The organism is Cupriavidus sp. 10L45 (assembly GCF_056395225.1).
Genome location: NZ_JBFTJC010000003.1, coordinates 282,485 through 305,937, shown reverse-complemented (window position 1 = coordinate 305,937; position 23,453 = coordinate 282,485). Strand labels below are relative to the sequence as shown.

Below are 23,453 nucleotides of genomic sequence, written 5' to 3'. Positions count from 1 at the left end.
GTTGTCCTCACAATTCATCGGGCTGCTGGTCCTGTACCTCGCGATCCTGTTCGCGATGGCGCCGTTCCTCGGCCGCTACATGCGCCGCGCGCTGGAGGAGGGCGACTATCGCCTGACCGCCTGGGGCCGCCCTCTTGAGCGCGCGCTCTACCGTCTGGCCGGCGTGCGCGCGGACGCGGAGATGGGCTGGAAGCAGTACGCCATCGCCGTCCTCGTCTTCAACGTGCTCGGCGTGGTCTTCGTCTATGCGATCCAGCGCCTGCAGGGCATGCTGCCGCTGAACCCGCAGGCGTTCGGCGCGATCTCGCCCGACTCCTCGTTCAACACCGCCATCAGCTTCGTCAGCAATACCAACTGGCAGGGCTACGCCGGTGAATCGACGATGAGCTACCTCACGCAGATGCTGGCGCTGACGATGCAGAACTTCGTCTCGGCGGCCACTGGCATTGCGGTGGTGTTTGCGCTGATCCGCGGCTTCGCGCGCCACGGCGCCGCCACGCTCGGCAATTTCTGGGTCGATCTGGTGCGCACCACGCTCTATGTGCTGCTGCCGCTGTCCTTGATTACCGCGCTGCTGCTGGTCAGCCAGGGCGTGATCCAGAACTTCGACCGCTACCAGGATGCAGCGCTGGTCTCGGAACTCACCTACACCCAGCCCAAGGTGGATGCGGCCGGCCAGCCCGTGCTCGACACCGCCGGCCAGCCCGTGACGGAGACCGTCAAGACCCGCACGCAGTCCTTGGCGATGGGTCCGGTGGCCTCGCAGGAAGCCATCAAGATGCTCGGCACCAACGGTGGCGGCTTCTTCAATGCCAACTCGGCGCACCCCTACGAGAACCCCACGCCGTTCACGAATTTCGTGGAAATGCTAGCCATCTTCCTGATCCCGGCGGCGCTGTGCTTCGCCTTCGGCGAGATGGTGCGTGACCGCCGGCAGGGCGTGGCGGTGCTGGCGTCGATGACCGTGATCTTCGTGGTCATGGCGATTGCCGCCGTGGTGTCCGAGCAGCAGGTCAACGCGGCGCTGACATCGCTGGGTATCGACCACGTGGCCTCTGCGCTCCAGGCCGGCGGCAACATGGAAGGCAAGGAAGTGCGATTCGGCATCTCGGCGACCTCCCTGTTCGCGACGATCACCACGGCGGCGTCGTGCGGCGCGGTGAACGGCATGCACGACTCGTTCACGGCCATCGGCGGGCTGGTGCCGATGCTGCTGATGCAGCTGGGTGAAGTGGTGTTCGGCGGCGTGGGTTCGGGCCTGTACGGCATGCTGGTCTACGCGGTGCTGGCGGTGTTCATCGCCGGGCTGATGATTGGCCGCACGCCGGAATACCTCGGCAAGAAGATCGAAGCCTACGAGATGAAGATGACCGCCGTGGCGATCCTCGTCACGCCACTGCTGGTGCTCGTGGGTACGGGCATCGCGGTCATGACCGAGGCCGGCCGCGCGGGGGTGTTCAACCCCGGCACGCACGGTTTCTCGGAAATCCTCTATGCCCTCTCGTCGGCGGCGAACAACAACGGCAGCGCGTTCGCGGGCCTCTCCGCCAACACGCCGTTCTATAACGGGCTGCTCGCCGCGGCAATGTGGTTCGGCCGCTTCTGGATCATCGTGCCGGTACTGGCGATGGCCGGCTCGCTGGCCGCCAAGCGCCGCACCCCGCCTACCGCCGGCACCATGCCGACGCACGGCCCGCTGTTCGTGGTGCTGCTGGTGGGCTCGGTCCTGCTGGTAGGCGCGCTGACCTATGTGCCGGCGCTGGCGCTGGGCCCGGTGGCCGAGCAGTTGCAGCACATCCCGGCCGCCACTCAGGCGGTGGCCCGGTAATCGTGGAGAATCGTATGCAGCAAGACACTACGGTGACGCGCACTTCGGTGGCGCGTACCCCGCGTCAGGTTCCGGCCCGGGGCGGCATGTTCGCGCCCGAGCTGGTCAAGCCGGCCATCGTCGACGCCTTCAGGAAACTGTCGCCGCGCGCCCAGTTGCGCAATCCGGTGATGTTCGTGGTCTACGCGGGCAGCGTGCTCACGTCGATACTGTTCCTGCGCGCCCTGTTCAGCCCCGTGCAGGGTGGGGAATCGGCCGGCTTCATCCTGGCCATCTCCATCTGGCTGTGGTTCACGGTGCTGTTCGCCAACTTCGCCGAAGCCATGGCCGAAGGCCGCAGCAAGCAGCAGGCTGCCGCGCTGCGGGGGCTGAAGACCACGGTGACGGCACGCGTGCTGCGCCCGGGCCGGACCAACATCCGGGCCGATGGCGCCACCGAGGCGCGCATCGCCACGGACCTGCGTCGCGGTGACGTGGTGCTGGTCCAGGCCGGCGACATGATCCCCGGCGACGGCGACGTGATCGAAGGCGTGGCCTCGGTCGACGAGTCCGCCATCACGGGCGAGTCCGCACCGGTGATCCGCGAGTCCGGCGGCGATTTCTCGTCGGTCACGGGCGGCACGCGCGTGCTGTCCGACTGGATCGTGGTGCGCATCACCGCCAACCCCGGCGAGAGCTTTATCGATCGCATGATCGGCATGGTCGAAGGCGCCAAGCGCCAGAAGACCCCCAACGAGCTGGCGCTGACCATCCTGCTAGTGGGCCTGACGCTGGTCCTGCTGCTGGCCACGGCCACGCTGCAACCGTTCTCTCTATATAGCGTGATGGTGGCCAAGGCCGGCGTGCCGGTCTCGGTGACGGTGCTGGTGGCCCTGCTGGTGTGCCTGATCCCGACCACCATTGGCGGCCTGCTGTCCGCCATCGGCGTGGCCGGCATGAGCCGGATGATGGAGGCGAATGTGATCGCCACGTCCGGCCGGGCCGTGGAAGCTGCTGGCGATGTGGACGTGCTGCTGCTCGACAAGACCGGCACGATCACGCACGGCAACCGCCAGGCCGCGCGCTTTATCTGCGCACCGGGCGTGACCCCGCGCCAGTTGGCCGAAGCCGCCTGGCTGTCGTCGCTGGCTGATGAGACGCCGGAAGGCCGCAGCATCGTGGCGCTGGCCCGCCAGCAGCCCGACGCCACCGTCCCCGAAATGGGCGGCAAGGGCCTGGACGCCCCCGTGTTCGTTCCCTTCACCGCCCAGACCCGCATGAGTGGTGTGGACGTCACCCACGGCGCGCGGGTGCGCAGCGTGCGCAAGGGCGCCGCCGATGCGGTACGCCGCTACGTGGCCGACCGCGCCGGCAAGTTCCCCGATGCCGTGATGCAGGCCGTGGACGATGTGGCGCGCGCCGGCAGCACGCCGCTGGTGGTGGCGGAGGCGATCTCCGAAGGCACCGAGGACAGCGTGCGCGTGCTCGGCGTGGTCGAACTCAAGGACATCGTCAAGACCGGTATCCGCGAGCGCTTTGGCGAACTGCGCCGGATGGGCATCCGCACGGTGATGATCACCGGCGATAACCGCCTCACGGCGGCGTCGATCGCGGCGGAAGCCGGCGTGGACGACTTCCTGGCCGAAGCCACCCCCGAAGCCAAGCTGGCGCTGATCCGCGAGTACCAGCGCGAGGGCCGCCTCGTCGCCATGACCGGCGACGGCACCAACGACGCCCCGGCGCTGGCCCAGGCCGACGTGGCCGTGGCCATGAACAGCGGCACGCAGGCAGCGCGCGAGGCCGGCAACATGGTCGACCTGGACAGCAATCCGACCAAGCTGATCGAGATCGTCGAGATCGGCAAGCAGATGCTGATGACGCGCGGCTCGCTGACCACGTTCAGCGTGGCCAACGACGTGGCCAAGTACTTCGCGATCATTCCGGCCGCCTTCGCCACCACCTATCCGCAGCTCAACCTGCTGAACGTGATGGGGCTGGCCACGCCGGCGTCCGCGATCCTGTCGGCGGTGATCTTCAACGCGCTGATCATTGTCGCCCTGATTCCGCTGGCACTGCGCGGCGTGGTCTACCGCCCGCTCGGGGCGGCCGTGCTGCTGCGCCGGAACCTGCTGATCTACGGGCTGGGCGGCATCATCGTGCCGTTCGCGGGGATCAAGCTGATCGATCTGTTGCTGACGATGTTCGGCTGGGTCTGAGCCGAGTCGTCTAGGAGAAATACGCATGACTACGCAAACCAAGGCCGCCATGGGCGCCGCCGCAAACAACGTACCGCGCCAGCCGGGGCTGCTTCGGCCGGCGCTGACGATCTTCGTCGGGCTGGCGGTGGTGACCGGGCTGCTGTACCCCGGCGCGGTGACCGGCATCGCCCGCGCGGTGTTCCCGCACGAGGCCGCCGGCTCGCTGATCGAGAAGGATGGGAAGGTGGTCGGCTCGGCGCTGATCGGCCAGCCGTTCTCCGAGCCGAAGTACTTCTGGGGCCGCCTGTCGGCCACGGCGCCGATGCCGTACAACGCGGCGGCGTCGGTGGGCTCGAACCTCGGGCCGAGCAACCCGGCGCTGACGGACGCGGCGCGGGCGCGCATCGAGGCGCTGCAGGCCGCCGACCCCGACAACAAGGCGCCGGTGCCGGTGGATCTGGTGACGGCCTCGGGCAGCGGCCTCGATCCGCACATCAGCCCGGCGGCGGCCCGCTACCAGGCGGCGCGCGTGGCGCGTCTGCGCGGGCTGTCGGTGGCGCAGGTGGAGGCCCTGATCTCGGCGAACACGGAAGGCCCGGGGCTGGCCGTGTTCGGCGAGCCCGGGGTGAATGTGCTGAAGCTGAACCTTGCGCTGGATGGGGTGAAGCGGGGCGCCTGATGGAATGGATGCGCCAGCCCACGGCCGCCGGCCCCGTGGCAGAATCCGTCCCACCGCCCCCTCTACCATGACCCTCGCCGACAACCGCCCGGACCCCGACGCCCTGCTGCAACGCATGCAGGAGGAGGGCGCGCGCGCCGGGCGCGGCAAGCTGCGGGTCTACTTCGGCGCCTCGGCCGGCGTGGGCAAGACATTTGCGATGCTCACCGCCGCCCGCGCGCTGCGCACGCAGGGGGTGGATGTGGTGGTGGGCGTCGTGGAGACCCACGGCCGCGCCGAAACCGAGGCGCTGGTCGCCGGGCTGGACAGCGTGCCGCTGCGCGAGATGCCCTACCGCGACCGCATCCTCAAGGAATTCGATCTCGATGGCGTGCTCGCGCGCCATCCCGCGCTGGTGCTGGTGGACGAACTGGCCCACACCAACGCCGCCGGCAGCCGGCATCCCAAGCGCTGGCAGGACATCGCCGAACTGCTGGCCGCCGGCATCGACGTCTGGACCACGGTCAACGTGCAGCATCTGGAGAGCCTGAACCAGGCCGTGGGCGGCATCACGGGCGTGCGGGTCTGGGAGACCGTGCCCGATGCCGTGTTCGATGACGCCGATGACGTCGTGCTGGTGGACTTGCCCGCCGACGAACTGCTGCGCCGGCTGCGCGAGGGCAAGGTCTACCTGCCCGAGCAGGCCCGCCACGCCGCGCGCAATTTCTTCCGCAAGGGCAACCTGATCGCGCTACGCGAGCTGGCGCTGCGGCGCACGGCGGATCGTGTCGATGACGACGTGCGCGCCTATCGCGACGCCCAGTCGATCGAACCGGTCTGGCGCACGCGCGAGGCGCTGGTGGCCTGTATCGGCACCGGCGACGACGCCGAGCAGGTGGTGCGCAGCGCGCGCCGGCTGGCCAGCCAGCTCGACTGCGACTGGCACGTGGTGACGATTGCCACGCCCCGGCTGGTGCCGCTGTCCACCGAGGTGCGCACCCGCGTGCGCGCGGCAATGCGGCTGGCCGAGGAACTGGGCGCCCGCACCGAGACGCTGGCCGGACACGATATGGTGCGCGCGGTCACCGGCTACGTGCGCCGCCACAATCTCACCAAGGTGCTGGTGGGCCGCGCGCGCACCGACTGGCAGCATGAAGGCGGATGGCTCGAACAGGGCCGCATGCTGCTGGGGCGCGCGTTGTCGCCGGTGCTGGGCGCCGGCAACCGGTTGATCGGCCGCCAGACCTTCGCCGATGCGCTGGCGGCCGGCTGCCCTGAAATCGACGTGATCCGCGTGGCGGCCGACACCACACGCGCGGCGCCGCTGCCGGCCACGCAGGGCCTGCCGGCAGGGGCGATGTCCGAGGAAAACGTCGCCGAATCGGGTACGCGCCGCCTCGACTATGTCTGGTCGGTGGCCTGGTGCGCCGGGGCTACGCTGTTGTCCACATTCGCCCGGCCCTGGTTCGACATCGTCAACATCGCCATGCTGTTCCTGGCCGCCGTGGTGGGCGTGGCGCTGCGCCATGGGCGGGGGCCGGCGGCGCTGGCGTCGGTGCTGTCGGTAGGGGCGTTCGATTTCTTCTTCGTGCCGCCCCGGCTCTCGTTCGCCGTCAGCGACGTGCAGTATTTGCTGACCTTCGTCGTGCTGCTGACGGTGGGATTGGTCATCGGCCAGCTCACTGCCGGCCTGCGCGAGCAGGCGAGCGTGGCGGTGCGGCGCGAGACCGACGCGCGCACGCTCTACGAACTGGCGCGCGAGCTGTCGGCGGCGCTGACCACGCAGCAGATCGTCGAGATTGGCGGACGCTTCCTGCGTGCCGCGTTCGACGCCCACGCGTCGTTCTTCCTCGTCTCCGCATCGGGCCGGCTGCTTCCGGTGGCGGATCCAAATGAGACAAGTCCGAAAGAAGGTCGGACCACCAAGGGCGAAGCCATCGACACCGTGCTGGCCCAGTGGGTGTTCGACCATGGCGAAGCGGCCGGCACCGGCACCCACACGCTGCCGGGCAGCACCGTGCTGTACCTGCCGCTGAAGGCGCCGATGCAGACGCGCGGCGTGCTGGCCGTGGAGCCGCACGATTGGGGCGCGCTGGCCGACCCCGCGCTGCGCCGCCAGGCCGATGTGTTCGCCACGCTGATCGCCATCGCCATCGAGCGGCTGCACTATGTGGAGGTGGCGCAGCAGGCGCTGGTGTCGATCGAATCCGAGCAGCTGCGCAGTTCGCTGCTGGCAGCGGTGTCGCACGACCTGCGCACGCCGCTGACCGGGCTGATCGGCATGGCCGAGTCGCTCGCGCGGGCGCCGCTGCCGGCCGATGTGGCGGCCACCGTGGACGCCATGCGCGTCCAGGCCCACCGCATGCGGACGATGGTGGTGAATCTGCTCGACATGGCGCGGCTGCAGCGGCACGACGTGTCGCTTACGCGCGGCTGGCAGTCGATGGAAGAACTGGTGGGCGCGGCGCTGGCGGCGATGCGCGAGGCGCTGGCGGGGCACCCGGTGCAGGTGTCGGGGCTGGCGGCGCTGCCGCTGGTCGAGTGCGACGCCGTGCTGGTGGAGCGCGTGCTCTGCAACTTGCTGGAGAACGCTGCCAAGTACACGCCGCCGGGCACGACGGTGCGCATCGGCGGCGCCGTGGCCGGCGAGATGGTGCAGGTGTTCGTCGAGGACGACGGCCCCGGCGTGCCGGTTGGGCAGGAGCGCCGCATCTTCGAGAAATTCACGCGCGGCGCGCACGAGTCCGCCACGGCAGGCGTGGGGCTGGGCCTGGCGGTGTGCGACGCCATCCTGCAGGCGCACGACGGCCGCATCTGGGTGGAGCCGGTGCACGGCGCGGCGCCGCATGGCGCGCGCTTCACGCTCGCGCTGCCGCGCGGCAATCCGCCGGACATCGAGCCGGAAACCCTGCATGACCTCAACGACCTCAATGATCTGAGCGACCTGAACCAGGTCGCCAGGACGGAACCCTGAACGAGATGCCATTCGACTATTCGCCGACCGTCCTGCTGGTGGAGGACGAGCCCCATATCCGGCGCTTCGTGCGGGAATCGCTGCAGGCCGAGGGCTGCACCGTGCACGAGGCGGAGACGCTCAAGCGTGGGCTGATCGATGCCGGCACGCGCCAGCCAGACGTGGTGATCCTCGATCTCGGCCTGCCCGACGGCGACGGCATGACGCTGATCCGCGAGATGCGTACATGGACGCAGGTGCCGGTGCTGGTGCTATCCGCGCGCACCGAGGAGGCCGACAAGATCGCCGCGCTCGACGCCGGGGCGGACGACTACCTGACCAAGCCCTTCGGCGTGGGCGAACTGGTGGCGCGCGTGCGCGTGCTGCTGCGCCGCCACGCGCGCGCCAATCCGCAGGGCACGCCGACCATCGCCTTCGGCGACGTGCAGGTGGACCTGGCCAACCGCCTCGTCACGCGCGCCGAGGCGCCCGTGCACCTGACCCCCATCGAATACCGGCTGCTGGCGGTGCTGATTGCCCACCGCGGCAAGGTGATGACCCACCGCGAACTGCTGCGCGAGGTCTGGGGCCCGTCGCACGCCGAGAGCAGCCACTACCTGCGCGTGTACATGGGCCACCTGCGCCACAAACTTGAATCCGACCCCGCCCAGCCGGCCCACCTGCTGACCGAGGTCGGCGTCGGCTACCGCTTCGCGGCGTGATCCCCCAGTCTTCTGTGCCGTCCAATCCACGTACATAAGACGACTCGCATTCTGGCGAGCCGGTCGAAGCGTCGTCCGCTACACTGAATTGGTAGCGCCCCGTTCCGTCCGACCCCTGCTCGCCGGAGTCACGTCATGTCTGCCTCCCTTGTCCCGATTCGCCAGGCCGCAGCCGCTGTCATGGCGTGCATGGCATTTCTGGCCTGCGTGCTGTCCGTGGCCCATGCCGCACCGATGCGGGCCGCCACCGAGCCGCCGGCGCCCGCGCAGGCGCAGACGCGCGATGCGGTGACCGCTTACGAGGCTGGGCAGTTCGATGCCGCGCTGCAGGGGTTTGCCGCGGCGGCGCAGAAGGGCAACCGGCTGGCGCAGTTCAACTACGCGATGATGCTGTTGCGTGGCGAGGGCACGTCGCCCAAGCCGCAGGAGGCGCTGGTCTGGCTGCGCAAGGCGGCTGACAACCAGATGACACATGCGCAGTTCACATTGGGCGATCTGAACGAGCGCGGCGAGTTGGTGCCGAAGTCGCTCGTGGAGGCCAATCGCTGGTATGAGCGCGCGGCGCAGGGCGGGCATGTGCAGGCGCAGATGGCGCTGGCCACCAACTACTTCACCGGGCGGGGCGTGGCGCGCGACTACGGCAAGGCGTTCACCTGGTACAGCCGGGCGGCCACAGCCGGCGACGGTGGCGCGCAGTACATCGTCGGCAGCTATTACGAGCGGGGCGAGCCCGGCGTGGTGGACAAGGACATCGAGCAGGCCAAGATCTGGTACGCCCGCGCGGCGGCAGGCGGGGACCCCGGCGCGCTGGCCAAGCTGCGGTCGCTGCTGGAGGAAGGCCTGCGCGCCAAGAGTGGCGGGTCGATGTGAAGCGCCGCGCGCGCCACTTCGTCGGGGCCACGGCGCGGTCTGCCGATAGGGCTCGGTACAAGTCTTGCTTGCTGCATTCCATCCGGCCGATGCCCATCTGGACGATTCACTGACGCATTACTGACGATTCACCGCACCCCTGGGAGGTTGTAGTGGCTACGCACGTTGCGCTGAACCATGTCACGCATTACCGCTACGACCGCCCGGTGAATCTGTCACCGCAAGTCGTGCGGCTGCGCCCCGCGCCGCATTGCCGGACCCCGATCCTGTCCTATTCCCTGCGCATCGAGCCCGCGCAGCACTTCGTGAACTGGCAGCAGGACCCGTTCTCCAACTACCTCGCCCGCCTGGTCATCCCCGAGAAGACCACCAGCTTCAAGGTCACGGTGGACCTTGTGGCGGAAATGGCCGTCTACAACCCGTTCGATTTCTTCCTGGAGCCATCGGCCGAGACATTCCCGTTCGACTACGACGCCAGCCTCGGGCACGACCTCGCCCCCTATCTGGTGCGCGGCGAGCTGACCCCCCGCCTGGCGGCCTTCGTGGCCAGCATCGACCGGACGCCCACCGCCACGCTGGACTTCCTGGTGGCCCTGAACCAGCGCCTCCAGCACGACATCCGCTACCTGATCCGCATGGAGCCGGGCGTGCAGACGCCTGAGACCACGCTGGAGAACGCCTCCGGCTCGTGCCGGGACACCGGCTGGCTATTGGTGCAGACGCTGCGCCATCTTGGGCTGGCGGCGCGTTTCGTATCGGGTTACCTGCTGCAGCTGACGCCCGACGTGAAGGCCGTCGATGGCCCGGTAGGCGCCGAGACCGATTTCACCGACCTCCATGCCTGGTGCGAGGTCTACCTGCCCGGCGCCGGCTGGATCGGGCTGGACCCCACCTCCGGGCTGCTGGCCGGGGAGGGCCACATCCCGCTAGCCTGCACGCCGGAGCCCAGCGGCGCCTCGCCGGTGAGCGGGGCGGTGGACGAGTGCGAGGTCTCCTTCGAACACCATATGTCGATCACGCGCATCTATGAGTCCCCGCGCGTGACCAAGCCCTATACCGAGGCGCAATGGATGGCCGTCGATGCGGCCGGCGCAGCCGTCGACCGGACGCTGGAGCAGATGGACGTGCGCCTGACGATGGGCGGGGAGCCCACCTTCGTCGCTGCGCGCGACCGCGAGGGCGCCGAATGGAACACCGACGCGCTCGGCCCCACCAAGCGCGGGCTGGCCACCGAACTGGTGCAGAAGCTGCGCGCGCAATATGGCGAGGGTGGCTTCCTGCACTTCGGCCAAGGCAAGTGGTATCCGGGCGAGCAGTTGCCGCGCTGGGCGCTGTCGATTTGCTGGCGTGCCGATGGCGTGCCGTGCTGGGAGAACCCGGCGCTGTTCGCCGATGAGCGCGAGCCGGACGCCTACACTGACGCCGACGCCCGGCGCTTCATGGAAACCCTGACCGCCCGGCTCGGCCTGGCGTCGCATTTCATCCTGCCCGGCTACGAGGACGTCTGGTACTACCTGTGGCGCGAGCGCAGCCTGCCGGTCAACGTCGATCCGCACGAGGCGCGGCTGGAAGACGCCATGGAGCGCGCCCGCCTGCGCCGGGTGTTCGAAGGCGGCCTGTCGCGCGTCACCGGCTACGTGCTGCCGCTGGCCCGCGCCACGCAGGAGCCGCCGTCGCGCAATGACGCCGCATGGATTACCGGCCCGTGGTTCCTGCGCGATGACCGCATGTATCTGCTGCCCGGCGATTCGCCGATGGGTTACCGGCTGCCGCTCGACGCCCTGCCGTGGGTGTCCGAGGCCGACTACCCGTGGCAGTTCGATCAGGACCCCTTCGCCCCGCGCGCCCCGCTGCCGGCCACTACACCGCTGCGCAGCCAGTTGCCGGCGCCGGCCGGCGGGCTGTCGCTCGAACCGACCGGGCTGGGTCCGGCCGCCATGGCGGTTCGGCCCGCCCAGGCGCGCGGCGAGGCCGTCGCCCCGGCACCGTCCGGGCCCGCAACACCAGCGGAGCCAGCACCCGCACCGGTCGCCACGGCCGACGCAGCGGGCCTGGCCCCGGCCTTCACCCGCCCGCCCGCGCTTGGCGAGTCGGCGGCGGACATCATCCGTACCGCGCTCTGCGTGGAAGTGCGCCATCCCAGCCGCGCGGCCGGCCCGGCCGTCGAGTTGAAGGCGATGGGCGACAAGCGCGGCATCCTCTATGTCTTCATGCCGCCGCTGACCGTGCTCGAGGACTACCTCGCGCTGGTGGCCGAGGTGGAAGCCACGGCGGCCGAACTCGGCATGAAGATCGTGATGGAAGGCTACCCGCCGCCGCGCGATCCGCGCCTGAAGCTGCTCCAGGTCACCCCGGACCCGGGCGTGATCGAGGTCAACATCCATCCGGCCAGCAACTGGGCGGAACTGGTGGATCACACCGAGTTCCTCTACCAGGCCGCGCACGAGACGCACCTTTCCACCGACAAGTTCATGCTCGATGGGCGCCACACCGGCACGGGCGGCGGCAACCACTTCGTGCTCGGCGGTGCCACGCCGGCGGACAGCCCCTTCCTGCGCCGGCCTGACGTGCTGGCCAGCCTGATCGCCTACTGGCACAACCATCCCGCGCTGTCCTACCTGTTCTCGGGCCTGTTCATCGGCCCGACCAGCCAGGCGCCGCGCGTGGACGAGGCCCGTAACGACCAGCTCTACGAACTGGAGATCGCCTTCGCGGAACTGCGTCGGCAGGTGGCGCTGCACGAAGGCGCCGGCGATGGCCACACCCCGCCATGGCTGATCGACCGGGCACTGCGCAACCTGCTTGCTGATGTGACGGGTAATACGCATCGATCCGAGTTCTGCATCGACAAGCTCTATTCCCCCGATGGCGCCACGGGCCGGCTCGGCCTGCTGGAGCTGCGCGCCTTCGAAATGCCGCCGCACGCACGCATGAGCCTGGTGCAGCAACTGCTGCTGCGGGCGATGGTCGCCCGTTTCTGGCGCACGCCCTATACCGCGCGGCTCACGCGCTGGGGCACGGCGCTGCACGACCGCTTCATGCTCGGCACCTTCGTGCAGATGGATCTGGAGGACGTGCTGGCGGAGATGCGCAGCGCCGGCTTCGTGTTCGAGTCCGCGTGGTTTGCGCCGCACTTCGAGTTCCGCTTCCCGCGCGTGGGCGAGGTGGAGGCCGAGGCGGCCGGGCTCTCGCTGCAACTGCGCGCGGCGCTGGAGCCGTGGCACGTGATGGGCGAGGAGGGCGCGGCGGGCGGCACGGTGCGCTATGTCGATTCGTCGGTGGAGCGGCTGGAGGTGCGCGTGCTCGGCATGAACGAGACCCGCCATGTGGTGACGGTGAACGGCCGGACCATCCCGCTCCAGCCCACCGGGCGCGCCGGCGAGTACGTGGCAGGCGTGCGCTACCGCGCCTGGGCGCCGCCGTCGTCGCTGCATCCGACCATCGGCTCCCATGCCCCGCTGACCTTCGACGTGGTGGATACGTGGATGGATCGCAGCGTAGGGGGATGTCAGTATCATGTTTCCCACCCCGGCGGCCGTAATTACCAGACATTCCCGGTGAACGCCTACGAGGCCGAAAGCCGGCGGCTGGCCCGTTTCTTCACCATCGGCCATACGCCGGGGCGGTCCGTGGCGCCGCCGGTGGAACGCAGCCTCGAATTTCCCTTTACGCTCGATTTGCGGCAGATCTAGCCCGACACCCTCCCCCGGAGACCCCTCCCCGTGCCCTTGCAGTCGTCGCTTCCCCTCGACGGATCGGACAGCCCGGCTGCCATGGCGAGCCGGCTGGCCCTGCCCGTGCCGTCCGGCCATCTGGACGAGCTGCGCCTGCCGGACGGCACGCTGCGCGCGCCCTGGGCGCGCTTCTTCTCGGAACTGGGCGAGCAGGGCGACCTGGGCAACCTGAGCCCGGACGCGCTGGCGGCGCGCGCGGCGGCAGTGGCGCGCCAGATCCGCGACAACGGCGTGACCTATAACGTCTATGCCGACCAGGGCGGCGGCGCGCGGGCGTGGCAACTCGAATTGCTGCCGTTCCTGATCGCCGAGGAGGACTGGGCCGTGATCGAGGCCGGCGCAGCCCAGCGCGCCACGCTCGCCAACGCCATCATGGCCGACATCTACGGCCCCCAGACACTGCTCACGCGCGGCCTGCTGCCGCCGGGGCTGGTCTACGGCCATCCCGGCTACATGCGGCCCCTCAAGGGCTACCAGCCGCCCGGCGGCAGCTTCCTCCAGACCATGGCGATCGACCTCGTCCATACCGACGATGGCTGGACCGTCATCGCCCATCGCACGGAAACCCCGTCGGGCATGGGCTACGCGCTGGAGAACCGGCTGATCATCTCGGGCCAGTTCGCCGATGCCTTCCGCGAGATGCGCGTGCGGCGCCTGCCGCCGGCCTTCGCCCAGCTGATCTCCACGCTGGCCCACGCGCCGCTGGTGGCGGGGGCGGATGAAGGCACGTCGCTGCCGTCGAGCGGCGGGCTGCACATCGTGCTGCTGTCGCCGGGGCCGTTCAACGAGACCTACTTCGAGCACACCTTCCTGGCGCGCTACCTCGGCATCACGCTGGTGGAAGGCAAGGACCTGACCGTGCGCAACGACATGGTCTACCTGAAGACGTTCGGCGGGCTGGAGCGCGTGGACGTGATCCTGCGCCGGCTGGACGACGTGTTCTGCGACCCGCTGGAGCTGCGCAGCGACTCCACCATCGGCGTGCCGGGGCTGCTGGAGGCGATGCGGGCGGGCAACGTGATGGTGTCGAACGTGCCGGGCGCGGGTTTCCTGGAGTCGCCGGCGATCCACGGCTTCCTGCCGGGCATCGCCCGCGCGTTGCTCGGGGAGACGCTGATCCTGCCTGCGGTGTCGAGCTGGTGGTGCGGCGAGGCCGCCGCGCAGGACGAGGCCATGTCGACGCTGACCGAGGCCTTCGTCATGCCGACCTATCCGCGCGTGCCGGGCGAGCCGCGCCTGGGCATGGAGCGCGGGCTGCAGCCGCTGGAAGACTGGCGCGCGCGCATCGCCGAGACGCCGGACCGCTACACGCTGCAGGCGCCGCTGCCGCTTTCGCACACGCCGTGCTGGGAGCCGGACGGGCGCGGTGGCGGGCGGATTGGCTCGCGGGCGTCCATGCTGCGCGTGTTCGCCATCGCCGATGGCAACGGCGGCTGGCAGGTCATGCCGGGCGGATTCATGCGACTGGCGCCGCCCCGGCTGGAGGCGGTGTCGATGCAGCTGGGCGGCACCAGCGCCGACACCTGGGTGCTCTCCAGCCAGACCTCGGGCGCCGTGCCACTGGCCGCGCGCAGCGGGCTGGCGGGGGCGCCCGCCTCGCGCCCGCTGGCCGTCTCCAGCCGCGCCGCCGAGAACCTGTACTGGGCCGGCCGCTACGCGGAGCGCGCCGAGAACACCGTGCGCCTGTGCCGGCAGATCCTCGGATCGATCGAATCGAACGATGAAACCGACGACGGCACGCTGAACATGATCAGCCAATTGGCGCAGTGGTTCGGCCTGGTGCCGGCCCAGACGCCGTCGCCGCAGGCGTCGCTGCGGGTGTTCGAGCGCAGCCTGGTGTCCGCGCTGGCCGATGCCAGCGGGAGCGCCGGCGTGGTGCAGACGCTGGCCAGTCACGCCCGCGCCGCCAACGAGATCCGCAACCGGCTCTCGAACGACCACTGGCGCACCATCCTGGCCGCCCGCAACGACTTCCATGACGCGATGGCCGCCGCCGCGTGCCCGGCCGGCTCGGCCAGCGGCGAGGGCTCGTACGACCGCTCCCGGGTGCTGGTCGCGCTGGAGCAACTGTCGATGCAGCTCGGGGCGATCAGCGGCGCGCAGGGCGACCGCATGTCGCGCGACGAAGCGTGGCGGCTGGTGTTCATCGGCCGTCATATCGAGCGCGTGTCCACGCTGGCGCTGTTCCTGGAGGTGGCCGAGCGCAGTGGCGCGCTGCGCTCGCGCAGTGGCTTCGACCTGCTGCTGCACCTGTTCGACAGCACGCTGACCTACCGCTCGCTGTTCCCGGGCCGGACCGACGTGCCGGCGCTGGTGGACCTGCTCGTGCTGGACGCCACCAACCCGCGCGGCCTCTACGGCGTGCTGGACCGCCTGCGCGAGAAGCTGGTGCAGTTGCCGACCGGCGCCACGGGCCAGGCCCGCGTACCGCTGGCGGAACTGCTGCCGCCGGCCAGCGCGCTGCCGTCGCGCACGGTGCTGTGCGCCACCGATGACGAGGGCCGCCATGCCACGCTGGCCGCGCTGTGCGACCAGCTCGGCGCGCGCATGGCCAAGCTGTCCGATGAAATCGGCGGCCGGTACTTCAGCCATGCCGGCGTGGCGCCGGAAACGGACCTGCCATGAGCGTGCATCCCGTGCCCGCCGCCAAGCCGCCGGCCACCCCGGCGCCGACGCCGGAGGCCGACGCCCCGTCCACCCTGAGCGTGCACCACGTCACCACCTACCAATACGCCTGGCCCGTGGAGCACGCGCAGCAGCGCGCCGTGGTCACGCCGCCGTCCTACCCGTGGCAGGCCGTGAGCGCGCACTGCACCGACATCGATCCGCAGCCCTCGCACCATCACGTGCGCACCGATGCCTTCGGCAACAACGTGCTTCATTTCATGCTCGACGTGCCGCACGAGACCATGCGGCTGACCACGGCCAGCACGGTCACGCTGACGCCGCGCTGGGCCACGCTCGACCCGGCCCGCAGCCCGCCGTGGGAGAAGGCCGCGCAACGGCTGCGCTACCGCGCCGGCCAGCCGTTCGATCCCGAGGCCGAGTTCGTCTTCGCCTCGCCCAATGTGGCGCTGCACGCGGACCTGCGCGACTACGCCCGGCGCAGCTTTACGCCCGGGGTGAGCGTGGTGGCTGGCGCCATCGACCTGATGCACCGCATCCACGCCGATTTCGAGTATCACGCCGAGATCACCGAGGTCCACACGCCCGCGCTGGAGGCCTTCGCGCTGCGCAGCGGCGTGTGCCAGGACTTCGCCCAGGTGATGATCGGCTGCCTGCGCTCGCTCGGGCTGCCCGGGCGCTATGTCAGCGGCTATCTCCGCACCGACCCGCCGCCGGGCGAGCCGCGCCTGCTGGGCGCCGATGCCTCGCACGCCTGGGCCGGCGTCTGGTGCCCCGGGAACGGCTGGGTCGATCTCGACCCGACCAACGCCATGCTGGCCGACACCCGCCACGTCACCCTGGCCATCGCGCGCGACTACAGCGACGTGCCCCTGCTGCACGGCGTCATCGTGGGCGGGGGCGAGCACACGGTGGAGGTGGAGGTGAGCGTGGTGCCGGTGGAGTGATCGGCGGCGCCCGCGCATCATCTATCCGGGGATCCATGTACTTCAGGAGAGGGACCGCGGAACATGGTGGCGTCCTGGACGTTGTGGCGCCATGATGCGCGCCGTCCACCAACGGCACCTTTCGGAGAACTGCAATGACCCATCGCACCGCGATCGAAGCAAGGCGAAATCTTCCGGGGAGGGCCTTGCAGGGTGAGTATGTCACCCAGCAACAATTCAATGCGCTACGGAAACGGGTTGACGCCATTGCGCTGACAGACGACGGCATTATGTATTTCACAGTCAACAGCACCGGCGCGGATAGTCAGGCCAATGGCAGCGAGTCGGTGGCGATTGCCAGCGGTGCCTCCGCAAATTCCGAAGAATCTGTTGCAGTCGGCTACCTGGCTACCGGATCTGGCCAGGGCTCGGTGTGTGTGGGGGCGTATTCCTCAGCCAGCGAAACGTGCAGCACCTCCATAGGCTTTGACACGCTCGCTCAGGCTTATGGAGCGGTTGCGATCGGGTCTGCCGCGATAGTGGACCCCGTTGCTAACAAGGGGATCAGTATCGGCAACACAGCCATCGTTGCCGGTGATTCAGCATTGGCCATCGGCGCGAGTGCCACGGCGAGCGGCGAGCAGAGTGTGGCGATAGGCGCTGGTTCCACGACCGATCGCGCGCAGACGGTGTCCGTAGGCAATGACAGCGCGCTCCGCTTCATCGCCCGTGTTGCGGCGGGGCAGGAGGATGATGATGTCGCCACAATCGGCCAGTTGAAGGAGGCTGGCCTGCCCGTGAATGCGCGCGGCGAAGTGGAGCGTGCGCTGGTGCTGTACGACGACAGGAACAAGACGAGGCTGACGCTGCCGTTGGTAAGAGTGTCGGGATTGCGTCCCGCTGAACTGAGCGCGCAGAGCACAGAAGCGGTAACGGGCAGCCAGCTCTTCAAGGCAAATCAGCGGCTGGTCGAACTCGAGGCGCGCCTCGCGGCGCTGGAGCGTGCGGTGCGCGACAGGTAGTCGTGCAGGAATGGCCCCGGGTGGCTTGAGCACATGGTGCGGTCACACGGCATTCTTACTCAGGATGGGGCGCTGTCCGTCGCGGCAGCTGATGGAGAACGCAATGAGCAATCAGACTGATGTCCAGGCTAGGGCCAACGCCTCGGACAGGGACCGCCCGGGCCAGTATGTCACCCTGCAGCAGTTCCATGCGCTACGGGAACGGGTTGACGCCATTGCGCTGCAAGACGACGGTATTACGTATTTTGCAGTCAACAGCACCGGTCCGGACAGTCAGGCCAATGGCATAGAGTCGGTGGCGATTGCCAGTCACGCCGAGGTGGATTCCGAGGAATGCGTCGCTGTCGGCCACGCGGCGGGAACAATCGGCGCGGACTATCCGGGCTCGGTGTATGTGGGTGCGTATGCCCAGGGATATGCCATATGCACCACTGCCATCGGCTATTACGCCTATACCAACGCTTATGGAGCGGTTGCGGCCGGGTGTCTGGCGACGGTGAGCGCCAGTGGTAACAAGGGGATTGCTATCGGCGATCTGGCCCTCGTTGACAGTGATTCAGCAGTGGCCATCGGCGCGAAGGCGACCGTGAATGGCGCCCAGAGTGTGGTGCTGGGTTGCGCTTCCACGACCGATCGCGCGCAGACAGTATCTGTCGGCAATGACAGCACCCGTCGCTTCATCGCACGTGTTGCGGCGGGGCAGGAGGATGATGATGCCGCCACGGTCGGCCAGTTAAAGGAGGCGGGCCTGTCCGTGAATGCGCGCGGGGAAGTGGAGAGCGCGCTGGTGCTCTACGACGACAGGAGCAAGACCCGGCTTACGCTGCAATCGGTAAAAGTTGCGGGGTTGCGACCCGCTGTGCAGAGCCTGCAGAGCACGGATGCGGTGGCAGGCAGCCAGCTCTTCAAGGCAAACCAGCAGCTGGTTGAACTCGAGGCGCGCCTCGCGGTGCTGGAGCGTGCGGTGCGCCACAGGTAGTACGGGGGCGAGCACACGGTGGAGGTGGAGGTGAGCGTGGTGCCGATGGATTAGGCTGGGTTTGTCCGATCCATGGTTTTCCGAAGTACGGCGTGAAAACATGGCCTCGCTGGCCAACGTCAACTTCAGGAGACCTTCGATGAGCAACGCCCAGACGGATATCGCAAGCAATCAGTACCTGACCCGGGAACAGTTCCAGGCACTGAGCGCAGTCGGAAAGAACGACAAGAACGCCAAGTACTTCCACGCCAACAGCAAGGGTCCCGATAGCGAGGCCAGTGGCCAGGAAGCCGTGGCCATCGGACCCTCCGCCGTGGCGGCGGGCTCGGGGAGCGTTGTGGTGGGCGAGGGCGCCGTGTTCGGCGCCGCGGGCCGGGGCGTGGTCATCGGCTCCCAGGCGCAGGTCGGGGCGGACTCGCCCGGCGACGGCGTGGTGGTACTGGGCAGCGACGCCACGGCATGGGGCGACAAGGCCGTGGCGATCGGCGGCAACGCCAATGCGGGCTACACGGACAACATCGCCATCGGCGGCGATGCCCAGGCCACCGCCGCCTCCGCCGCCGTGGCGGTGGGCGCCGATGCCTTCGCGGGGGGCGACCAGAGCGTGTCCGTCGGCTCCGCCGCCAGCGCCCAAAGCCAGGCGGCCGTGGCGATCGGAGCCAGCGCGAACGTGTACGGCTACGGCACCATCGGCATCGGGCGCGGCGCCATCGCCAACAACCACCACGCCACCGCCATCGGCGAGTATGCGGAGGTGAGCGCCTACGGCAGCGTGGCGCTCGGCGCGTCTTCCGTCTGCGACCGCGAATACGCGGTGTCCGTCGGCACGGCGGACAATGGCCGCTACATCACCCATGTGTTACCGGGCGAGCAGGACGACGACGCCGTGACCGTCGCGCAACTCAAGGACGCGGCCCTGCAGGTCAACCCGAAAGTGGCCCGGCGCCTGGGCAACCTCGAGGCCCGCATCGCAACGCTGCGCCAGCTCGAAGCGCGCATCGCGGCGCTGGAGCGGGCGGCGGGGCGTTCGTAGTCGGGGGGCGGGCGGCCTTTGGATCCATGTACTTCTGGAGATCGGGTAGCGACCATGGCGACGGCACGGGCCGTGTATGCGCCCTTGCCGTGGTTCTGATCAACCCGATTCCAGGAGCCCTTCATGGCAATTCCTCAGACTGAGCCCGAAGCAGGGAACCATCCATCGTCCGCCAACGGCAATCGTGGCGGTGGCGGTGGCGGTGGCGGTGGCGGTGGCGGCGGCGGCGGTGCGCCCTACCTGGCCTATGACGACAAGAGCAAGAGCCGCGCTACGCTGCCATCGACATTGGTCACAGGACTCCGGCCCGGCGAGGTGAGCCAGGGCAGCAGCGACGCCATCACGGGCAGCCAGCTGGCCGACACGGAGGCCGACGTCGCTGGCAATGCGCAGGACATCGCCGCGCTGTCGCAGACGGTGGATGACCTCGCCTCGGGCAAGACCGGCCTCAAGTATGTGCAGGTGAACGCCAGCGGGACGGCCGCCTCGGCACCCGGCAGCAACGCCATCGCCATCGGCGCGGATACCGTCGCCACCGGGGTCGGCAGTGTCGTGCTGGGCCAAGGGGCGACGGTCAGCGAGTCGGGGCCCGGCGTGGCCATTGGCCTGAATGCCCGTGCCGATGTCGCCGCGCGGGACCCCGTGGACGCCGGCTCGGTCGCACTGGGCTGCGATACCTATGCCTATGGCAGCCGCTCGGTCGCGATCGGCGAAAAAGCGCAGGCCGCCTACGCGTGGAGCGTCGCCATCGGCGGCAATGCCGTGGCGTCCGGCGCGGACAGCTTCCAGGTGGGCGGCACCACGGCGGTGGGGATGGCCGCGGTGGCATCCGGTCACAAAAGCGTGGCGCTGGGCCAGCGATCGGAAGCCTCCGGCGCGACGGCGATCGCCGTGGGGCCGATGGCGCAGGCCACCAATACCGGCGCGGTCGCCGTGGGCACCGACGCCGTCGCCAGCACCGAGTTCGCGGTGGCGCTCGGGCACGGCAGCCGCGCGGCGGCAGCGCACGGCGTGGCGCTCGGCACGGCCTCGTACTGCGACCGCGACCTGACGGTCTCGGTCGGCACCGACACCCTGCAGCGCCAGATCATCAACGTCGCGCCGGGCACCGCGCCGACCGACGCGGCCACCGTGGGGCAACTGAGCGCGCCCATCGCCCAGATGCGGGAAGCCCTCGCCTCGCGCGAGCGCCGCCTGCACGACCTCGAGGCGCGCATCGTGGCGCTGGAGCGGGCGCTGCGGGGCGCTTAGGGGTGCTTAGGGGTGCTTAGGGGTGCTTAGGGGTGCTCAGGGGCGCCCAACAAAAAAGCCGGCCGCTTGCGCGGACCGGCTTCTTTCGCCAGATGGCTCGGATGACGCCGAGGGCGGGTCAGCCGAGCTTTTTCTTGAGCAGTTCGTTGACCTGGGCCGGGTTGGCCTTGCCCTTGGTGGCCTTCATGGCCTGGCCAACCAGTGCGTTGAACGCCTTTTCCTTGCCGGCGCGGAACTCTTCGACCGACTTGGCGTTGGCGGCCAGCACGTCGTCGATGATCTTCTCGAGTTCGCCGGTATCGGACATCTGCTTGAGACCCTTGGCGGCGATGATCGCGTCGGCGTCGCCGCCGGACTCGCCGGCCCACATCGCCGGGAAGACGTCCTTCTTGGCTGTGTTGTTGGACACCGTGCCGTCGGCGATGCGCGCCAGCAGCCTGGCCAGTTGCGCCGGGCGCACCGGGGCGTCGTCGATGGCCATGCCTTCGCGGTTCAGTTGCGACGCCACGTCGCCCATCAGCCAGTTGGCCGCCGGCTTGGCGCTGGCCACGCCGGCTTCGGTCACCACAGCCTCGAAGTACGCGGCGAGGGACTTGGTGGCCGTGAGCGTGCTCGCATCGTAGGCCGAGAGGCCGTATTGCGAGACGAAGCGCGCCTGCATCGCCGCCGGCAGCTCGGGCAGGCCGGCGCGCACGCGCTCGACCCACTCGCTGTCGATCTCGAGCGGCATCAGGTCCGGATCGGGGAAGTAGCGGTAGTCGTGCGCGTCTTCCTTGGTGCGCATCGCGCGCGTCTCGCCGGTGTCCGGGTCGAACAGCACGGTGGCCTGGACGATCTTGCGGCCGTCCTCGATCTCGTTGATCTGCCACTGCACTTCGTAGTCGATCGCCTGCTGCAGGAAGCGGAACGAGTTCAGGTTCTTGATTTCGCGGCGGGTGCCGAATTCCTTCTGGCCGACTGGGCGCACCGAGACGTTGGCGTCGCACCGGAAGCTGCCTTCCTGCATGTTGCCGTCGCAGATGCCGAGCCACACCACGAGCGAGTGCAATGCCTTGGCATAGGCCACGGCCTCGGCCGAGCTGCGCATGTCTGGCTCCGTCACGATCTCCAGCAGCGGCGTGCCGGCGCGGTTCAGGTCGATGCCGGTCATGTTGGCGAAGTCCTCGTGCAGCGACTTGCCCGCATCCTCCTCAAGGTGGGCGCGGGTCAGGTTCACGGTCTTCTCGTAGACGCCCTGCCGTCCTTCCACCTGGATCGTGATGGTGCCGCCCTGCACGACCGGGATCTCGTACTGGCTGATCTGGTAACCCTTCGGCAGGTCAGGGTAGAAGTAGTTCTTGCGCGCGAAGATGCTGCGCGGCGCGATATGGGCGCCGATGGACAGCCCGAACTCGATGGCGCGCTCGACGGCGCCCTTGTTCAGCACGGGCAGCACGCCCGGCAGCGCCAGATCCACGGGCGAGGCCTGCGTGTTGGGTTCGGCCCCGAACGCGGTGGAGGTGCCGGAAAAAATCTTCGAGGCGGTGGAGAGCTGCGTATGCGTCTCCAGGCCGATCACCACTTCCCATTGCATGGCGGTATTCCTGGTTTAAGTCTTCTGTTCTGTTCTATATCAGGCCGGACCCGGCGTTTTTCAGGGCGCGGGGTTCAACAGCCACGAATCGAGTTGGGCGAGCGCGGCCACACGCGCCAGGGCGTCGCCGCCGCTGGCGGTATCGCCGCCCGGGGTGCGCCGGGAGGCGTCGCGCCGGCCGTGCAGCTCGCTGGTGCCGTCGAAGCCATGATAGGCGCCCGGGTAGATCTCCAGCCGGAAGCGCGCATCGGGCTGGCGGGCCAGCACCGCGTTCTGGAGCATCGCGCAGCGCGTGGCCGGGGTCCAGTCGTCCGCGCCGCCAATCATCATCAGCACCGGCGCGCGCAGCTTGAAATTGTGCTGCCGCACCACGCGCTTGCAGGCCGGGTAGAAGGCCACGGCGCGCTCCACGGCAGGCGTGCCGGCCGGCCACGGGCGGCTGGCGTCGATGGCGGCCAGCACCGCCTGCGCGCCGTTCGACCAGCCCAGCAGCACGATGCGGCGCGGGTCGACGCCGGGCTGGCGGGCCACCCAGCGCAGCGCGGCCAGGGCGTCGGCGCGGCGCGTCTTGTCGTCGATGCCGCGCGCGTCCGGCGTGTCGCCGCAGCCGCTGGTGATGCGGCCGCGCGGGCCGAAGCTGTCCGGCATCAGCACGGCGTAGCCGCGCTCGGTCAGCCAGTGGGCGTACTCGCGGTAGCGGGCCTGCAGGGCGCCGGCCGGGTCGAGGATTTCGTCGATGGAGCCGGTGCGCCGTGCCACGCGATGCGTGTCTTCAAGCCCACCGCAGCCGTGCAGCGCCACGACCACCGGCAGCGGCTGCGACCTTGGCTGGCCGCTGTCGCGGGGCAGGAACCAGTAGGCGGGGAGCGTCGGCATGCCGGCATCGCCCGCCAGCCGTACGCGCTGGACGATGGGCGCCGGGGCGGCCGACGTGGAGGTGGCTGCCGAGGCCGCCACAGAAGCCGCCACAGCAGGCGCACTGGAGGCCGAAATCGGCGCTTGCGGCGCCGAGACCGTGCTCCAGGCCGGCACCGCCGCCACCGTCATCATCGCAAAACCCGCGCGCAGCCAGCGCCGCGCCCGAGGCATAACGCCGGGCAGA

The 23,453-nt window shown here is 69.4% G+C and carries 15 protein-coding genes; 13 read left to right on the top strand and 2 right to left on the bottom strand.

Going from position 1 to position 23,453, the window contains the following annotated elements; all coding sequences use genetic code 11:
* Position 1: 1 nt before the first annotated feature.
* The 13 genes from kdpA (at position 2) to AC1DFU_RS07300 (ending at position 20,778) form a co-directional block, all read left to right on the top strand.
* The gene (gene kdpA, locus AC1DFU_RS07360) at positions 2-1,828 is read left to right on the top strand and encodes a potassium-transporting ATPase subunit KdpA (protein WP_441591623.1); all 1,827 of its coding nucleotides are present in this window, start codon (positions 2-4) and stop codon (positions 1,826-1,828) included.
* Positions 1,829-1,842: 14 nt separating this feature from the next.
* The gene (gene kdpB, locus AC1DFU_RS07355) at positions 1,843-4,023 is read left to right on the top strand and encodes a potassium-transporting ATPase subunit KdpB (RefSeq protein ID WP_441591501.1); all 2,181 of its coding nucleotides are present in this window, start codon (positions 1,843-1,845) and stop codon (positions 4,021-4,023) included.
* A gap of 25 nt (positions 4,024-4,048) precedes the next feature.
* Positions 4,049-4,684, top strand: coding sequence for a potassium-transporting ATPase subunit KdpC (gene kdpC / locus AC1DFU_RS07350; protein WP_441591499.1), 636 nt, complete (start codon positions 4,049-4,051; stop codon positions 4,682-4,684).
* 67 nt (positions 4,685-4,751) lie between these two features.
* Positions 4,752-7,637 (top strand): DUF4118 domain-containing protein, encoded by a 2,886-nt coding sequence (locus tag AC1DFU_RS07345; protein ID WP_441591497.1) that lies wholly within the window; start codon positions 4,752-4,754, stop codon positions 7,635-7,637.
* Between the two features lie 5 nt (positions 7,638-7,642).
* A complete protein-coding gene (gene kdpE / locus AC1DFU_RS07340; RefSeq protein WP_092291206.1) occupies positions 7,643-8,338 on the top strand; it encodes a two-component system response regulator KdpE in 696 nt (231 codons plus the stop codon).
* 180 nt (positions 8,339-8,518) lie between these two features.
* Positions 8,519-9,208 carry a tetratricopeptide repeat protein gene (locus AC1DFU_RS07335; protein ID WP_369823465.1) on the top strand — a complete coding sequence of 230 codons (690 nt, stop codon included), beginning with the start codon at positions 8,519-8,521 and terminating at the stop codon, positions 9,206-9,208.
* A gap of 152 nt (positions 9,209-9,360) precedes the next feature.
* Positions 9,361-12,900, top strand: a complete 3,540-nt coding sequence (locus AC1DFU_RS07330; RefSeq protein ID WP_441591495.1) for a transglutaminase family protein — start codon at positions 9,361-9,363, stop codon at positions 12,898-12,900.
* A gap of 30 nt (positions 12,901-12,930) precedes the next feature.
* On the top strand, positions 12,931-15,567 hold the full coding sequence (locus tag AC1DFU_RS07325; protein ID WP_441591494.1) for a circularly permuted type 2 ATP-grasp protein: 2,637 nt from the start codon (positions 12,931-12,933) through the stop codon (positions 15,565-15,567).
* A complete protein-coding gene (locus AC1DFU_RS07320; protein WP_441591493.1) occupies positions 15,564-16,514 on the top strand; it encodes a transglutaminase family protein in 951 nt (316 codons plus the stop codon). The genes AC1DFU_RS07325 and AC1DFU_RS07320 overlap by 4 nt, the downstream gene beginning before the upstream one ends.
* 134 nt (positions 16,515-16,648) lie before the next feature.
* Complete coding sequence (locus tag AC1DFU_RS07315) at positions 16,649-17,515, top strand: hypothetical protein (protein ID WP_441591491.1); 867 nt, start codon at positions 16,649-16,651, stop codon at positions 17,513-17,515.
* 103 nt (positions 17,516-17,618) lie between these two features.
* The gene (locus AC1DFU_RS07310) at positions 17,619-18,494 is read left to right on the top strand and encodes a hypothetical protein (RefSeq protein WP_441591489.1); all 876 of its coding nucleotides are present in this window, start codon (positions 17,619-17,621) and stop codon (positions 18,492-18,494) included.
* A 139-nt stretch (positions 18,495-18,633) separates the two neighbouring features.
* Positions 18,634-19,527: a hypothetical protein gene (locus tag AC1DFU_RS07305; RefSeq protein ID WP_092291220.1), complete on the top strand. Its 894-nt coding sequence runs from the start codon at positions 18,634-18,636 to the stop codon at positions 19,525-19,527.
* A 123-nt stretch (positions 19,528-19,650) separates the two neighbouring features.
* Positions 19,651-20,778 (top strand): hypothetical protein, encoded by a 1,128-nt coding sequence (locus AC1DFU_RS07300; protein WP_441591487.1) that lies wholly within the window; start codon positions 19,651-19,653, stop codon positions 20,776-20,778.
* 118 nt (positions 20,779-20,896) lie between these two features.
* On the opposite strand, the gene gatB is transcribed toward AC1DFU_RS07300, so the two are convergent.
* Together gatB and AC1DFU_RS07290 are read right to left on the bottom strand one after the other, a co-directional pair.
* Entirely contained in the window at positions 20,897-22,351 is a 1,455-nt protein-coding gene (gatB, locus tag AC1DFU_RS07295; protein ID WP_092291224.1) for an Asp-tRNA(Asn)/Glu-tRNA(Gln) amidotransferase subunit GatB, read from the bottom strand.
* Between the two features lie 60 nt (positions 22,352-22,411).
* The gene (locus AC1DFU_RS07290) at positions 22,412-23,440 is read right to left on the bottom strand and encodes a dienelactone hydrolase family protein (protein WP_177219854.1); all 1,029 of its coding nucleotides are present in this window, start codon (positions 23,438-23,440) and stop codon (positions 22,412-22,414) included.
* Positions 23,441-23,453: the final 13 nt, after the last annotated feature.